At 52.9% G+C, this 16,120-nt stretch carries 13 protein-coding genes; 6 read left to right on the top strand and 7 right to left on the bottom strand.

Translation table 11 applies throughout. The features are described 5' to 3' along the window. Window positions 1-6 precede the first annotated feature (6 nt). From KRAC_RS75300 to KRAC_RS79225, 3 genes are all read left to right on the top strand, one after another. Entirely contained in the window at window positions 7-189 is a 183-nt protein-coding gene (locus KRAC_RS75300) for a response regulator transcription factor (protein WP_244422082.1), read from the top strand. Between the two features lie 766 nt (window positions 190-955). Then, window positions 956-3,316, top strand: coding sequence for a sensor histidine kinase (locus tag KRAC_RS02470; RefSeq protein WP_040441799.1), 2,361 nt, complete (start codon window positions 956-958; stop codon window positions 3,314-3,316). 55 nt (window positions 3,317-3,371) lie between these two features. After that, entirely contained in the window at window positions 3,372-3,572 is a 201-nt protein-coding gene (locus KRAC_RS79225; RefSeq protein ID WP_420795789.1) for a DUF417 family protein, read from the top strand. A 131-nt stretch (window positions 3,573-3,703) separates the two neighbouring features. Here KRAC_RS79225 and KRAC_RS78060 read toward each other — a convergent pair whose 3' ends face one another. The 4 genes from KRAC_RS78060 to KRAC_RS02490 form a co-directional block, all read right to left on the bottom strand. Further along, window positions 3,704-5,017 carry a group II intron reverse transcriptase/maturase gene (locus KRAC_RS78060; protein WP_476629958.1) on the bottom strand — a complete coding sequence of 438 codons (1,314 nt, stop codon included), beginning with the start codon at window positions 5,015-5,017 and terminating at the stop codon, window positions 3,704-3,706. After that, window positions 4,956-5,594, bottom strand: a complete 639-nt coding sequence (locus KRAC_RS78065; RefSeq protein ID WP_052567900.1) for a reverse transcriptase/maturase family protein — start codon at window positions 5,592-5,594, stop codon at window positions 4,956-4,958. Before KRAC_RS78065 ends, KRAC_RS78060 begins: the two co-directional genes overlap by 62 nt. A 989-nt stretch (window positions 5,595-6,583) precedes the next feature. Beyond that, a complete protein-coding gene (locus KRAC_RS02485) occupies window positions 6,584-7,423 on the bottom strand; it encodes a group II intron reverse transcriptase (RefSeq protein ID WP_040442705.1) in 840 nt (279 codons plus the stop codon). 293 nt (window positions 7,424-7,716) lie between these two features. Then, window positions 7,717-8,733, bottom strand: coding sequence for a hypothetical protein (locus tag KRAC_RS02490; RefSeq protein WP_007904240.1), 1,017 nt, complete (start codon window positions 8,731-8,733; stop codon window positions 7,717-7,719). 247 nt (window positions 8,734-8,980) lie between these two features. On the opposite strand from KRAC_RS02490, the gene KRAC_RS02495 reads away from it, so the two are divergent. Further along, window positions 8,981-10,195, top strand: a complete 1,215-nt coding sequence (locus tag KRAC_RS02495; RefSeq protein WP_007904241.1) for an IS110 family RNA-guided transposase — start codon at window positions 8,981-8,983, stop codon at window positions 10,193-10,195. Window positions 10,196-10,215: 20 nt separating this feature from the next. Here the strand turns inward: KRAC_RS02495 and KRAC_RS02500 are convergent, their stop codons facing one another. After that, entirely contained in the window at window positions 10,216-10,527 is a 312-nt protein-coding gene (locus KRAC_RS02500; RefSeq protein WP_007904242.1) for a hypothetical protein, read from the bottom strand. Between the two features lie 539 nt (window positions 10,528-11,066). Here KRAC_RS02500 and KRAC_RS70635 point away from each other — a divergent pair. Then, window positions 11,067-11,276, top strand: coding sequence for a hypothetical protein (locus tag KRAC_RS70635; protein WP_157506274.1), 210 nt, complete (start codon window positions 11,067-11,069; stop codon window positions 11,274-11,276). Between the two features lie 59 nt (window positions 11,277-11,335). Here the strand turns inward: KRAC_RS70635 and KRAC_RS02505 are convergent, their stop codons facing one another. Next, window positions 11,336-11,929, bottom strand: coding sequence for a dihydrofolate reductase family protein (locus KRAC_RS02505; protein WP_007904245.1), 594 nt, complete (start codon window positions 11,927-11,929; stop codon window positions 11,336-11,338). A 998-nt stretch (window positions 11,930-12,927) separates the two neighbouring features. Between KRAC_RS02505 and KRAC_RS02515 the strand changes: the two genes are divergently transcribed. After that, a complete protein-coding gene (locus tag KRAC_RS02515) occupies window positions 12,928-14,934 on the top strand; it encodes a serine/threonine protein kinase (protein ID WP_007904247.1) in 2,007 nt (668 codons plus the stop codon). Window positions 14,935-15,454: 520 nt separating this feature from the next. Here KRAC_RS02515 and KRAC_RS02520 read toward each other — a convergent pair. Then, window positions 15,455-16,069 (bottom strand): plasmid pRiA4b ORF-3 family protein, encoded by a 615-nt coding sequence (locus KRAC_RS02520; protein ID WP_007904252.1) that lies wholly within the window; start codon window positions 16,067-16,069, stop codon window positions 15,455-15,457. Window positions 16,070-16,120 lie beyond the last annotated feature (51 nt).

Raw genomic sequence — 16,120 nt, forward strand, 5'->3', positions numbered from 1 at the left:
CAGGAAGTGCTCCACTTGCTTGCGCGTGGTGCCTCGAACCAGGATATCGCGGAAGCATTGGTGACCGCAACCAGCACCATTAAGCACCATGTGAGTAACATCCTCAGTAAACTCGAAGTCACCAATCGCACCCAGGCGGTAGCCCGTGCGTGGGCTCTTGGCCTCCTTTCTTCAGATCTCCTTGACTGAGAGTGCGCTTGTCAGAGGCAGGTACATCAAGCATGAAACACTCGAACACGTCAGGCTGATCAGAGAAGTCGCGCTGCGTACTAGCACTTTGGTACCGAGTTCCAGCTGTCACTGTGCCCCCACAATAGGTCTTTGGGCCCATGACTTCCCCTCGGCTCTTCCAGTATACTCCGGGCATCAGTGGTTGCCAGCCTTCGGCGAACGTTTGTAGATCGGGAACCCCACTGGACTGATACTCCTCAAGCCAGGTGTCAAGTAGATCAGCTTGATGTTCCCGTACCATCGTGAAGAAGCGTTGGGTCAAGTCATAGGTAATATTGATGTCTCGTATCTCTCGAATGAACGTCAGCGTCAATTGGTTTTGCTGATCAAGCTCTTTGGGATCACGTACAAGCAGCTATGTCAGATGTCGAGGGGAGCCTGAAGGTTCAACCGCTCCCTCGGAGGGCTGTGATGGTGAGACCTCCAGACGTGTCTCTAGGCTGCCGGAGATGAGCCCTGGTTCTGTGCTAACTGTGGCGAGAAAGGACTGTTGCGCAGGCTTTCTCCTGAGATTTAGACAGATACCAGAAGCATAGAAAGAGGCATTCTGCTCAGGCTGTAAGTCCCTACAGTCACTTTGGTGGCAAATCCAGGCTTTTGTCCGAATATCACTTTTTATCCATGACTTTCCCTGGCGTTTCTCGGTATACTTCGAGCGTCACAACCAGGGGAAGACCACTTTTAAGGGCCAGGGATGGGCAAGGGAAAGGATCACATCAACACTATGGGTATACAACCATTAAACTCCAACCATCGTTTTCGACCATCTGTTCAACTTGCATCGCTCCTGGATACGCTTCCTGATGCCCTCTTCTTTCTGGATATCGGAGCAACGATCCAGTATGCCAATGCAAAAGCCTCAGCCCTGATGGGGATAAGCTCCCAGGATTTGCCTGGTCATCTGTTCTGGCAAAGCGCTCCCCATCTCGTCACGACCGCGCTCTACCAGGCGGTCGGTGAAGCGATGCGCACGCAGCAGTCGCAAGAAGTGCACTACCGTTCTCCGATCACCCGGCGTTGGCTTCGCGGGCAGCTCTTCCCGACCAGCGAGGGTCTCGCCATCTTGATCCACTCACTCGAACAGGAACCAACGTGTTTCCCCGCGTCTGTTTGCCACAGCGATCAGCATTATCGGGATTTTTTGGAGCACAGTGCTGAGCGTGTCGCGATCTTGACACCTGAGGGGCTGATCCTGGAGATCAATCAGCGTCTGTTGACGGATGCGCAGGTCCAGCGCGAGGAGGTGATTGGCAAACCGCTCACCGCTTTTCCTTTGTGGGCGTCTGTCCCACGAGCCCAAGGGCAATTGGGTGCGGCGATCGAACAGGCCAGCCGGGGAGAGACGGTGCGCTTTGAAACCTACATCTGCCCACATCCTGGAAGGTGCCTCGACCTTGCCGTGGCGCTGGCTCCTCGGTATGCCGCGAATCAGCAGGTCGAGTATCTGATCTGTACGGGATTCGATATTACCCGGTACAAGCGCGTGGAAGAGGAGCTTCGTACGCTGGTCGATGCGGTACCCCAATTTGTCTGGATCAGGCGGCCTGATGGTTCCATTGCCTACAGTAATCGACGCTCGCACGACTATGCCCGCATGATGTCCGAGCAACGCCCAGAGGATGAATGGTTCCCGCAACTGGCTCCCAATGATCGGCAGTGTATCCAGGGCATGTGGCGCACAGCCCCCCGAACGGACATCACATATGACGAAGCAACCTCGCTTCAGTTTGTACATCCTGAGGATCGAGAACGGGTCCTGGCTCTTCAGCGCCAGGGTTGGGAGGCAGGGGAACCCTATGAGTTTGAATATCGTCTCAGAGAGAGACAGCCGGGCGCCTATCGCTGGTTTTTATCACGGGGTGTACCTCTGCGAAACGAGGAGGGGCAGATCATCCAATGGGTGGGCACCTGCACCGATATCGATGAACAAAAACGAACCGAGGACGCCTTGCGTCAGAGCCAGGAACGGGTGAACCACCTCATGAATTCCAGCGTGATCGGCATCTTTTTTGCCGAAGGCGACAAGGTGGTGGAAGCGAATAACACCTTTTTGCGGATGACGGGTTATAGCTGGGACGTCCTGAGCCAGCGGCGTCTCACCTGGGACAGTCTCATCCTGCCAACCTTGAAGAGCTCGCTGGCCCAGCAGGCGCACCAGGAACTGGTCGTGCAGCAATATACCACGCCCTTTGAAACCGAACTCGTGTGTAAGGATGGCAGCCGCCTGGATGTGCTGATGGGTGGTGTAGCCTTTCATGGCGAGACGCTCCAGGGCATCGGCTTTGTGCTGGACAATTCCGCGCGCAAAGAACTGGAACGGCGCAAGGATACCTTCATCAGCATGGCCAACCATGAGCTCAGGACGCCGCTTACCGCGATCAAGATCCAGACCCAGCTGCTGAAAAAGCGTCTGGTCAGGCAGGGCCTTCACGAGGCGGCGGCAGCGCTTTCGCGTGTGGAGGAGCCGCTCACCCTGCTGGAATGGTTGGTCGGAGATCTGCTGGATGTCACCAGGATTCAGGCCGGGAGGTTGGAGTACCATTGGGAGCCAGTGGATCTGGATGCCCTACTCCAGGACGTGACGAACACGATGCAGCAGATGGACCCAACCCATATCATTGCCGTGCGTGGCACCATCTCGCGCCTCCTGCTCGGGGACAAAGGCCGCTTAGCACAAGTCTTTCTCAATCTGATCAGTAACGCCATCAAGTATGCTCCTGATGCCCTGCTGATCGACATTGAGGCGAGCGCATCGGCGGAAACCGCCACGGTAGCCGTGCGCGATCACGGTATCGGCATCCCCCAGGAGCAGTGCGAGAAAATCTTTGAGCGATTTTATCGGGTGAACGTCGATCTTCCCCACGACATCACATGGCGTGGCAAAATAGTAGGAGTTGCTCACCATAAAGTCCATAACAAAGGAGCATATAATGAAAACCATATTTCTGTTTGTCGAACATATTGCACCTTACTTTTTGCGTTTCAGTCTGGCCTTCGTTCTTCTCTGGATAGGAGTGCTTCATTTCATCGATCCTACACCGGGCACAAAGTGGCTTCACCCGGTGTTTCCTTTTCTCGCGTTTAATGCAGTTATCTATGTCCTTGGAGCGCTCGAAACCATTGCTGCCATCCTTCTCTTTGTGGGTGTATGGTTACGTTACGTTGGCTTGCTCTGTTTGATCTTGTTTGCCGGGACCCTGACCATTTTCGTGGCTACTCCAGAAGCGACAGGTTTCCCCTTGCTTACCCTGTCGGGACAGTTCCTGCTGAAAGACCTGGTTCTGGCTGCCGCTGCCTGGAACATAGCCGCAATGGATGCTGTAAATCAGCGAAATAGGTGAGGCAGGAATGGAGAGAATCGGATTTCCCGATCTCCCTGGTAGGTCGTCACTCCTACGACGTGAGGTAGGAGGCCAGGTCTTGATCACTCAAGAGCATCAACCTCCCCCTCCCGAACCGTACGTGCAGCTTGTCACCGCATACGGCTCTCACGGAATCTCCTACGTTGTACTGATTCGTACGGGTTGTATGCCAGATCAGAGAGACGTATTCCACTGTAGTCGCCTCGATGGATCTTCTGATGGCATTCTGAACAGACAGGGATCTGTTTTCGATTCATCAGTTGTAATATGGCGTTGATGCCGGCTGGTTTTTTCGCGCCAGTTTTCCGAATATGGCGGACATGGTGCATTTCTACTTGCTCAGAACTGCTACAAATACAGCATGGCATTCCCAATTTTGAGCGTGATCGCAATTTCATGCTCCATCGGAGCTGATCGACTGTCGCTTGGTTGATTTGAAAACCGTTCCGTTGCTTTTTCCAGTCGCTGTTGTTGTAGAATGCGACCTGACGATCTCGTTTCCCATCTTTTGCTTTGATGGTAACGGTAGGAGTTTTCCCAAAGCGCTTGAAAACTTGGCGCACTGAGCACTTGTATTTCGCTGCCAGCGTGTGAGCAAGTGAGAACTTGAGAATGTATTGGATACGTATCAGGTGTGAAAAGTTGTCCGCGAAGCGATAGTAGTTTTGTACTCCTCGATTGATGCCATTGTAGAGGGCGATGATTTGGTCTGCATCTAGATGTATCCATCCTAACTTGGTGGTGGGTTGTCCTAGTGCAGTGCAAAATCCTTTCGCATGGAGTTTCTTGATGAGCTCATCTCTGGGAGCCACCATAACTATTTCCCAGCCCGTTGAACGGCGTTTGACAGGCCGTACGGAACCGTTGTTGGTCGTGACGACTCGTTGAATTCCTTCTCTTCCAATGGCTAGTCGAGTTCCAAGGAAGTGGGCCTGTTCTTTGCGTGCATGCGTGATTTTTGTCTTTTCCGCGCTCAAGGTGAGCTTGAGGCGTTGACTCAGGAAGGTTTTCAGTTCTTCCTTGACTTGTTCTGCAAGCTTTCGAGGTCCGCAGATCCCAACCAGCCAATCGTCCGCATACCTCAGATATTTGAGGCGGATGAAGTTAGGGTCATCCACGTCTACTGCTGGCATATTTCGGATTTGTCGTACTAATTCGCGGAATTCTTTTGTGCGTGTTGCTCCTTTCTTGACAAGGCGGAGTTTTTGTTCTGACAGTTTGTGGTAGAGGGGGTTTCGTCGTTTCCGTTTCCCGCCTCTCTCTACCTGTTTGCACATTTCTTCGACTTTTTCATCCAGTTCATGCAAGTACACGTTTGCAAGGATTGGGCTTGCCAGGCCGCCTTGCGGGGTTCCTGCCAGACTATCGTGTCTCGCTTCTCGTAGGTCTAAGTATCCTGCCCCGCAGGAGCTTCCATATGAGATTGAGAAAGCGCTCGTCTCGAATCTTCTTGCGAAGGAGGCTCACTAACACGCCGTGGTCGATCGCGTCGAAGCAGGATTGAATATCTCCCTCCAAAAACCAGTTGATGGCCGGCCATTTCCCGCGAATCTCCCGTAGCGCTGTGTGACAACTGCGGTTCGGGCGGAAGCCGTGGCTGGTTTCGTGAAAGTATGGTCCCTTTGGGCTATCATAGATGCATTCGAGAATGGTGCGGATCACCTCTTGCACGATTTTATCGCGCGTGGAGGGGATTCCTAACTTTCTCTTCTTTCCGTTGGGTTTTGGCAGATAGACCGTTCGGACCGGTTTGAACTGAAATCGTTCCGTTCGCATCTCCTCGATGATGTGTTGGATCATGCACATGGAGATGCCGTCGATGGTTTTTCCATCCGTTCCTGGGGTCATATTCCCTGGGGCTGATTTAATCCTTTCGTAGGCCAGAACGTACAAATCTTCTTTGTACATCAGGCGATAGAGGTTCGAGTTGATCCAGTTCCTGTCTGTATTCAGTTGTCGTAGGCGCTCAAGTCTCTGTAAGGTCTTGTGTGACTCGTCCAAGTCAACCTCCTTAGAATTAAGCAGATTCCCTAGAGTCCTTCCTTCTCAACAAAAACTTTTGATGAGATAGTACTATGACTCCTCCGTGACCTTGGCCTTCACAGGCTGTAGGCCATCCCCAAGTTGCTCTAGAAGCCTCGCTTCGTGTTTTAGGTGTCCCGTCCGTCGTTTCCCGCTCCTTGCGGGCTGGTCTCGATGGGAGCTTTGCAGGGAAATATGAGCTTTCTCTACAACATCGAGCGCAGGCGATCATACCGTATCCTGCGGGCTGCCACTTTTCCCCCACGACTAGGTTTCAAACAATCCGGTCTTCACCACGCACGACCTCGCTGACTGACCTCTGGTTCGCGGTACTCGAACTTCACCAGCCTTGCTCACATCATGCTACTGTCCCCTCTCACCTTTCGGAGGAAGGTATCCCTGAACTCATTGTGAGCGCAGGTAAGATGCTGCTTTAATCACCATGCTCCAGTGATGCCTTTTCCAAGGCAGAGACTTCTATGCCACATGGGCGCAATCATATGGCGGCTCTGTCACCATCTGCCTCGCGACAGGAAGGTGATCCCGCAGTACGTCGCTGTGGTACGTACGAGCTCGCCGTAGGGTCTCCACTCATCCTTTTATTGGACCTCGTTGGTTCCCGTTCACGTTCAGAGAAGTCTTTCGGCCTCCGGTTCATGCCAAAAGAGAACGTGACATTGGTTTCAAGCCCTCTTCCGATGGGTGGTCCCATGCACCATGTCAGGATTGGAGTTCGGGCAGTCTAGCTCTACCCATAGCGAGCGGGTCCTACGGATGCCCTGCTCTACAGCGCTTTCGAGCATGCACCGCTTTCTCAGTCTGCTTTGTCCCCTTCGGCTTTCGCTTTCAGGTAGACTGATAACCCAGGAATTTCTTCTCCCATTCTTCCTGTCTGTGACAGGGATATCACAACGCGCCTTGCGGCGCACGCCATGCGGGCTGCTTTCGCGGCACACGGCTCAAGCCTCTCATTTCGCCCGTTTCACCGGACGCGGTTTCTCCACGTGTAAACCCTGGCTATGAACTTGCTGATGACAGATGGGATGAAGCAAAACCCGATTTTCTGTCCGATCTGATCCTCCTTTGGATCGCCAAAGTACATGATGGCTGTGCCATCCTGAGATTTTGGTGATCTTTTGGTGACAGAGTGGGCAGAGACCTCCTTGTTCTTTCCAGAGGTGCAGCAGCCATCGTTTTCCCTTGAGCGTGCCGACCATCTGCACATCAAGCCGTTTCTCGAAGTAGGGTTCCCAGGCAGGATCGTAAGGATTGGCCTCAGCACGAATTTTCGTGTGTCGTTCGATACGAATCGAGTCGGCGGAACAGAGGCGAACCACTCTGATCTGCCCTTCCTCGCCCTTGAGGATTCCCGTGAACACCCACCGATTCGGACCAGTGGACGGCCAGCATTTCTCCTTGATCCACCAGCGCGTTTTGTGGGAGTGTCTTCGTTGCGCCCAAACCCACAAGGCTTTGAAGATTTCATGGTCAACCGCATGAAACACATCCTTGCTTACCGCATGGCGGTGATACAAGGCCCATCCGCGAATCTGCGGATTCAGTTCGGCGATCAGTTCTCCTGCCGTCAGGTTTCGACTTTTCTTGATGTGTTTTCTGATCTTGGCAAGGAATGCCTTCACGTTCTTCTTTGAGGGAGTAATGAAGAACTTGGCCTCTTTTCCTTTTTGGTACTTGCGTACCGTTTGCCCAAGAAAGTCAAACCCTTGCTCGATATACGTGATGACCGTTTTCTCAGAGGAGAGTTGTAACCCCCGTTCTGAGAGGAACTGCTCTACAAGAGGCTTCACTTCTTGTTCGAGAAGCTCTTTTGATGGTAAATTAACTGAAGAGTGGACAGATTTTGCATTGAAGGGTGGGAATGTGATCTGAATCATGGGAATTGGCGATTCATCGCCTGGGAAAACCGCTCCCCATCTGGGTCCTTCTCTTCATCCCTTGTCAATTGGCCGGCATGGGGAAAAGGAAAACAGTTGAGAGAGATCGAAGCCAAAGAGGTTGAAGGTCCTGCCCGCATGGCGAGAGGTCTGGCCAGACTATCTGGCGCCTCTCCTTCTCGTCTGTGGGCAGGTGAGCCAGAGGGTCATTGCATCCAGGCGACGGGCGGATGATCGACCGATGCGGGGCAGGTGTAGATCTGCATTGTGTAAGCGCGACCGATGGTGACCATAACCGGCTCCCATGGTGGTGTATAGCTGAGATCAGGATTTCTATTGAGGGCCTGGTCCTCGATGGGAATCCAGCTGCCACTGCCCCCGTCCCACTCGGTGGAATCGATCCTCAGCAGGGGTTGCATCTGAGTCCCGCAGGGACAGATCGCTGGCTCGGCATCTCGGAAGCTAAAGGATGTCCAGCCTCCGACCTTCCAGCCGGGTGCCACGGACAGCCCAAATGAATAGGCAAAGTTTCCTGCATCGGCGATTGTCTTCTCACGCGCTTGCCATGCCTTGATCTGCTCGCGCAGAGCCTCATCGAGATCAGAGAGGGCAGGGTATTCGATGACCTGTTCAGGATGGACGACACAAGGCTCGGGGATATAGTCCCCGGACTGCACCGCAACGGGTTGTGGCGGGTTGGAGAGCAAGGCGGTGGCCGTGGAGAAGGAACGCCACACCAGCTTCGCCTTGGGTAGCTCCTCCTCAGGGTGATCAAACGGGCACCACAGCACCTGAAGCAGATCGCAGCCAAGAGGTGGGTGCAGGTCGGGGATGTCGCGTGCGTAGAGTTGCGCCACGGGTATCATCGCAATCGGCTCATCGGTCCAGCTATGTCCAGCTTGAATGCGTTTGATGATGGCGTCTTCCTCCGGCGTGAGGAGGTTGACACCGGGATGTCTGGGCCGCTTCCAGGCAGCGGTCAACGTGTCCCGTTTCAGCCGGACATCGGCAAGGGTCGTCAACGGCGCGACGTGTAGGTGTGGATCCTCACAGAAGGGCCACGGGTCATCGATTGGCCACAGCAGCGGGCCTCCGACCGAGCTCTCCTGGGGCGTCGGCGTGCCCGGACGCGGGTGCAACCGGGTCGTGGTGCGTGCGAGCGGTGCCAGTTCTGGGAACACGGCTGCGATATCGACTGGTCGTGGGAGCGTGGTGCGGGTCATCTTAACTCCTTATATGTTAATATGTTTTCAAGCCCTCTCGACCAAGGGCTAGCAGGGTCGCTCCCTGCTCGATTCGTCCTGCTGGGGAAAGGCTAAGGACTCCACACGGCTTGACCGGCAACGAAAGATCGCTCTTTCCCAGCAGTTTTTCCTGGGCCAATCGATGATTGGAGGGTAGTTGCTTCGAGCACCCGTTATATAAGGACCCGACCGCTCCCAGGACGTTTTGGCGAAAGGAACTTCGAAGATGTGGTATGTTGGATTGGATTGGAGCGATACCCATCATGATGTGGTTGTGCTCGATGAAGCCGGACATCGGGTGGGAACGCAGCGTTTTGCCCACAGCCATCAAGGTTTGCACCACTTGAAAGACTTTTTGCTGAGCATAGCCTCTAGGCCGGAGGATCTGGCCTGTATCGTCGAAACGAATCATGGCCTGCTCATTACCTTCCTGTTGGAAGCAGGCATTCCGGTGTATCCGGTCAACCCGAAGACCGCGAATCAACTGCGTAAAACAGCAGGCGCGAAGACCGACCGCATTGATGCCTATCTGCTGGCGAAAACCGGACGTTTTGACCTGGCCGATCTGCGTCGCCTCTCTCCTGATAGCCCGATCATTGCTGAATTGAAGACGCTCACACGCGATCAGGATGCCCTGATTCAAAGCCAAACGCGACTGGTCAACCAACTCACCGCCTGCCTCAAAGAGTATTACCCAGTCGGCTTGAAGCTGTTTGGAAAACTGCATCAGCCCTCGACACTGCTGTTTTTGCAGGCGTATCCGACTCCAGCCGCAGCGGCGGCCGCTTCCCTTGAAGAGATTGAGGCACTGCTCAAAAGGTGCAAGTATCCCAATGCGAGGCGGGCAGCCACTGAGATAGTGGAGCAACTGCATCACCAAGAGTTGACGGCCAATGAGGTTATCGTGCGTGCCAAATCGCGCCTGATGCTCTCGCTGGTCAGACAGTTGCTGCCACTGCTTGAGGACATCAAAAGCTACGATAAGGAGATTGCTTCCCTTTTTTTGAAGCATCCCGACCATGACCTGTGGCAATCTCTGCCTCGGGCCGCTCAGCGTCTGGCTCCGCGGCTGCTTGCCGAATGGGGGGATGACCGAGCGCGTTACCGAGATGCCCAAAGCGTGCAGGAACTGGCGGGTACGGCTCCTGTGCCGTTGCAAAGCGGCAATTTTTCCAAAGCCCATAAACGCTTTGCCCGCCTCAAGCCGCTGCGCAATGTGCTCTATCAGTTCGCCTGGCAGACGACGCGACAAGATGGCTGGGCACGAGAGTATTATCAGCGCAAGCGGATGGAAGGCAAGACCCACAGTACGGCCGTCCGCTGCCTGGCAAATGTCTGGGTACGCATCATCTATCGCATGTGGGTGAGTAAGGACGTCTATCAGGCCGCAACGTTTGAAGCGGCGAAGCAGGCTCACGCGTCTCGTCAACGTGTCGCCTAAACCCAGGCTGTCCCTTGGCGTCATGGCTGGTTGGGCAGACTCAGCACTGCAACATCTTTTGTCAGTGCGGAGACCGTGTGCTCCAACGGAGTCGCCCAAACGGTTCCCGCCACGCTCTTTCTGCCGAGCGTGAGCCATTCCTTCATCCCTGCCCTTCGCTCCAACGTCTGCCGCAGCCCACCACCGCGTTCCCGACTTCCGGTGTGGGTTACTCGCAGCAGACCACCCCGAGTCAAGGCCGCGCAGGATGGGAAAGAGTCGGGGGTGGGCGCGCTCGTCTTGGCCTTGACCGAGGTGGGAGACTTGTAAGCCCACACGGGAGGCAGTTTCATTTCTGCTCACCTTACTTTTTCCTTTCTCGTTTTGGCTCTTGACATAGAGGGTCTTTCGTGTCAATGGAAGAAATCCCAACGAGTTGGAGACATACAAAACGGGTCTCGTGATCATTTATCCTTCCTTTCTATCCCTTGACAAGGGATAGAGTGGCTCTTGATCGCTTTTCCTGTTTCTCTTCTTCGGGCGCGTGGGAAAAGCGGAAGGACATCGTCCCCTAGCTATAGAGTTTCCCATGAAACTGGTGGAGAAGTACGATAATCCTGAGGGCTTTCTTGGCTTTCTGGTAATAGGCGTGAAGAGTGAGCCGGTTTTTGGGTGTGTGCGGACAGTTTTGGGCGAAGGGTGAGCAGCTCATCTATTGCTGATTAGCAACATGGCTCTACAAGCAGGTTTACAACTTTCAATAGTGTAAATTCACGAGCAAATCAAACCCGCCATGGATGGTTTACAAATTCTGATAGTGAGGATGACCGATGCCCAATGCATCAGAGCGGAGGGAAAATCTTCCTGGTTGTAAGCGATGAGCAGGCGGCAGGTGTCAGCCGATCACAGGCCGAGCCTGATCAGCACAGAGGTGGCGCGAGTAGGCTCTGGCACGTTACATTGGCGTGTGCTCGCCCCACACGCCTCCATGATCGAGCGAGAGGATCAAGATCGCAATGGTTTCGGTCATCGCGGTAGCCCAGTCGGAGGCTATGAAGACCGCCGCATGGGCCACCGCAGACGCGGTCGATTTCCATCATAAGAACCGCGCTATGCGGGGACCCCTGCTTTAGCCATGGGGTATCTGACCGATTCATGCGTTTACACACTTGGGTGGCAGACTTCGTAGCGGAGGAGGATGTTGTCGGAGTCCTTCCAACTGCGGACCTCAACGAGCCGAAGTGATGCGGGGGGCTTGCCCACGAAGGCAGGGACTCCTTCTCCTAAGACCACATTGCCAATCATCAGATGGATCTCATCAACCAGATCGTGCGCCAGCAGATCGTTCCAAAGCGTCCTGCTCCCGGTAATCAGAATGTCTTTGCCTGCTTGGCGTTTGAGTTCGGCAATCTTTTGATGAGCATCTGCACGTCGAATGATGGAGATATCGGGCCAGTTTCCTGTCAGCGTATCTGAGACGACGATGGGGCTGACGGACCTACCCGCCTGTGAGAGCTCCCTCTGTTCGGGTGTCCACTCCTCAGAGTCAGGATTCTCGGCGACTCTGGGCCAGAAACTGTGGAACAACTCGAAGGAAACCCGGCCCACAAGATGCACGTCGGCTGTACGCAGCAGTTCGGCATTATAGGTGTCGAAGACGCCACCCATCATTGGGAACATGACTGTGACATCGTTGTTTGGCCCGGTGTGATACCCATCCAGTGAGATGATGTTAAAGACAATGATTTTCCGCATGCCCGTTCTCCTTTTTTCGCGAGTCACATGACTTTCGCTCGTGTTGAAGCTCGGTGTGCAAGTGAGTTGACCTGTTTCGTTTTTGAGCATGAACGTGAACTATCCCTCTTGCACGTAGAAGGAGTGTAGCATACTTCACGGGGAAAAACTTCTCGAATCGTGCTCTTTCCCTCCACAGAGCATATACTTGCGGCAAAAGGGAGAGCTTCTTCGAGGCTATCGGTCATCCTCACTGCCAGGATCTGTAAACCCTCTGGGGTCTCCACAACTTTTGGTGAAGAACATGCGTTCGCTCCTTTAAAGATGAGGTATTTGGCGGCTGCACTTGTTATTGCACAGAGGGGTTGGTATGCTTTCCTGATCCCTGGAGAAGATCTGATGGAAGGATACCAGATGCGATGGCACAGCCGACATTGCTCCCCGATCCTACTTGCTTACACCGCCGTGTCGTCCCACGGCTTGAGCTACAATATTGAAGCTGGCATTGTGTTCTCGCGCGATGACCAAGCCGCGAACCTCACACATTAATGCATGCGATCTGGTGACTCATGCGTCAAACCACTCCTCTATGGCAGACTATTAGCAGCATCTCCCATATGGAGATCTGTACTAGGTTTCGTCCCCCTAATTGCCTGAAGGTTTCCGCAAAAGGCCCTGGCGCTGCCTACAAAGCGTTGCATTGGCAAGATAGGTCATATGTCCCTTGTCATCGGTCTATTCTCTGCTCTATACTCTTTGCCATTAACCAACGAACTTACAGCAAGCCGTTATAGAACCCCGCCAGAGCCGCACATAGAAGTGTTAGTAACGAAACTGGCCTGTTTTCACCTGATTCGCGCGCAAAATTCTATCATAGACTCGAGTTGGCTGTTTTTTTTCGCAAAAGCACCCCTATGCCGTTGTTACCAGGGGCGCGTGGCGAGATTTGCCTTCGTTACGAGAGGTACGGATACCATATTCTTACGCTCTTTCAGTGCTTTAGAATGGAGTGAGACAATATGCAATTCTTGGGGCTTGAGATCAGCCACTATCGACTCACACAACGCATCGGGAGTGGCGGTATGGGAGAGGTCTATCTTGCAGAGGACCTGCATCTCTCCCGTCAGATAGCCATTAAATTACTACGTATGGATCTTCTTACTACCACAGATACGCACAATCTGCAAACAATGCTGCATCTATTTCAACGTGAAGCTCAGGCTATTTCTCGTCTCAGTCATCCTCACATTCTCCCTCTGTATGAATATAATGAACAAGACGTCCAGGGTACGAGAATCTCCTACATGGTTATGCCCTTCTGCTCGCAAGGTTCGCTTGAACAATGGCTGTTGAGGAGGCGGCATCCTCTCACACTTCCTTTAGCAGAAGCTCTTCTCCTCCTGCGTCAAGCAGCGGACGCGTTACAATATGCACATGACCACCATATTCTTCATCATGATATCAAACCCCAGAATTTCCTGCTCTCAGAGCAGGGTTCCGCCACCCACCCTCATCTCTTGCTCACCGACTTTGGTACGGCGGCAATCATGAATTCCACAACAACTGTCGGAGCGGTCGTACGTGGTACTCCTGCCTATATGCCTCCAGAACAATGGACACACAATACCACCTACGCTTCTGACCAATACGCGCTTGCAGTGATGTCCTATTACCTCTTTACAGGACAGATGCCTTTTCATACCACAAGCAATCTAGTAGATCTGATGAATCAGCATTTCTATTATCAGCCCTCTCCTCCCAGTGTTCTCACACCTTCCTTACCCAAATACATCGATGATGCCATCCTCAAAGCACTTGCCAAAGATCCGGAACAGCGCTTCCATTGCGTCTCTGACTTTGTAAGCGCGCTGGAAGGTGCTAGCCCAGACGACGCAACCCATTCTTCCCAGATCAGAGTGGACCCTCCTACCCCGTTCCTGCCAGTGCCCTCTCCCATTGGGGCTCAGCAGGTTGCATCTTCGCAAACATTGCACTCTACTGACACACTCGCTTCTCCGTACCCACTTTTCACGCCTGTGCACACGCCACCTCCGCCTCCGGTCTCGCCATTCTCAATGCCAGGAACTCTTCTCCCCCCACCAAACGGGTCGGCTTCTCGAAGAAAACTGTGGGCTATTGCCATTACCTTGCTGATACTTGTACCTTTGCTCTGCTGCTCCATTCCAAGTCCCATCACGACCTCGCTTCATATGGACCCAGGTATCACCGATGCCGCCACCACTACGACTCTCACAGAGACACAGGTTCCAGCCACAACGCCACAAACGAAACCGGGCAAAACAGCCACCAGTGATGCCCAGCAAACAGCTACAGAGGGTGCCCAACAAACGGCCACCGCCTTTGTCGCGCCTACAGCGACGGCATTGGCGCAGATTCAGGCAACCGCTGTTGCTCAAATTACCCTCACTGATGCCACGAAAGGTACTCCTGATTATAGCGATGCGTTGAATGACCCGAACAGAGACAGCACCAGTAGCAAGGGCTGGGTTCAGGACAGCTGGTGCCAGTTTCAAGGGGATGGATACCATGTCAAACAGTTCGACAGACACAACCAGCATGCCTGCGTGGCTTCTGGAACGTCATATACCAATCCAACGATTTCCGTCGATATGCGAATTCTCCAGGGGCATAGCGGAGGTATCTTTGTGCATTTCCAAGACAACGGAGGGGTGTATGGAGGTTACCTCTTCGAGATCAGTAGCGCTGGTGAGTATAAGATCTCAAGCGTGAATTGGCAAGCAAACGTCTTAATCGGCTGGGCCGCCTCATCGGCTATTAAGATGGGTGAAAAAAACACGTTTGCAGTCATCACATGTGGGCATCATTTTAAATTTTATGTCAATAATGCATTCCTAGGGCAAACTTCAGATGATAAGAATTCCTATATCTCATCATCTCCCATTGCTCTCGCTGCTCTCGCCGACAATTCACCCACCGAAATCATCTACAGCAACCTGAAGGTCTATCCATCTATTTGCCCATCCATTACGCAAAAAGATATATAGGCCTCTGAGACGTAGCAAACGAATTTTGCACGCTTAGGAGGATAGAGCTTAGCAGAAGCCGAATTTCGTTGTTTTAGAGAATATGAGTAGAAGGGCAATTTCACATTGCGCTGGTCGCTGCTCAAGCATCTTTCGTTATCTTCTAGCAGAGCAGCGCCTCTGAAGGCCCCTGGCTTTGAAAGCTGATCCTTATACACATTTAACAAAGTGATTTCTTCACCAGGCTGAAGAAGCTGTCTGAAAAAGAAGAGCTGGCAACCAGGGACATGAAAGCTCATGTTTAACAGGGCACTTCTGATGTTGCCTCTCGTTTGCCAATGTTAAATGTGTAGAAAAGACAGGCCTCAAGGCTGGGGTCTCCAGAGGCTGAGGTGCAGATGAATATATGAAGAGATCTCCTAGTATGCCTTATGCTGCTGGTTTTCCTCTAATTGTTCAGATAAATGTGGGGAGATACCTCCCAAAACATTCTCACGGGTGAGAGTTGCTGTGGAGGAATGCCCTTCATTTCCCGGCTTTTTTAAGATTCTGTAGCAGCCAATTCAATGCAAGCTGAATTGGCCTGCTGGACAGAAAAGAGCTCAGAATGGTAAGACGCACCAACCCACTGGCGCATACGTGTATGCTCAGGATGCTTGGAATTCCGCAATGCCTCAAGGAAAGACGTGTATCCACCTATCCCACCGACATCCTCTGGAGGACATGTCCGTTCACCAGCGAGGCACCGAGGCGTGATCCAAAAAGCATCCTCATTTCTGTTTTCATCTTGGAGATACTCGATCTTTTCAATCGTAATCTGGTGCATCCAACTATCTCCCAGGTCATATGCGTAGGTCAACGTCAGCCACTCAGCCCAGACAGTTGCATCAAGTTTTGTGCGTCGGCTATCCCTGATGCGCATATCTGCATTATCCCAATCAGGATCAGGAAGACCATACACCATTGTTTTCTTATTGATAGTTAACCTGAACAAATAGAGATGGGCGTTCTCCCATCCCATCACCACCTGAAGCATTTTATGGAGGGTATGAAGACTAATGGCACCAGGCACCACTATTTTGCGCCAAATTGGTGGCTCAATGTCAGTCAACTGGACGTGCAGATAATAGCGGCTCTCTGACTGATAACTTCCCAAGTGCGTCTCCTCTTCTACATGTGCTGTTTCCTAGTATAGCAGATAAGCGCA

Source organism: Ktedonobacter racemifer DSM 44963, from assembly GCF_000178855.1.
Lineage (GTDB): Bacteria > Chloroflexota > Ktedonobacteria > Ktedonobacterales > Ktedonobacteraceae > Ktedonobacter > Ktedonobacter racemifer.

What these genes read in the sequence shown, in the direction of transcription:
- KRAC_RS02505 (WP_007904245.1), bottom strand. Translation starts at nt 11,929, where the DNA reads ATGCGGAAAATCATTGTCTTTAACATCATCTCACTGGATGGGTATCAC.
- KRAC_RS02470 (WP_040441799.1), top strand. Translation starts at nt 956, where the DNA reads ATGGGTATACAACCATTAAACTCCAACCATCGTTTTCGACCATCTGTT.
- KRAC_RS02490 (WP_007904240.1), bottom strand. Translation starts at nt 8,733, where the DNA reads ATGACCCGCACCACGCTCCCACGACCAGTCGATATCGCAGCCGTGTTC.
- KRAC_RS02500 (WP_007904242.1), bottom strand. Translation starts at nt 10,527, where the DNA reads ATGAAACTGCCTCCCGTGTGGGCTTACAAGTCTCCCACCTCGGTCAAG.
- KRAC_RS02495 (WP_007904241.1), top strand. Translation starts at nt 8,981, where the DNA reads ATGTGGTATGTTGGATTGGATTGGAGCGATACCCATCATGATGTGGTT.
- KRAC_RS02515 (WP_007904247.1), top strand. Translation starts at nt 12,928, where the DNA reads ATGCAATTCTTGGGGCTTGAGATCAGCCACTATCGACTCACACAACGC.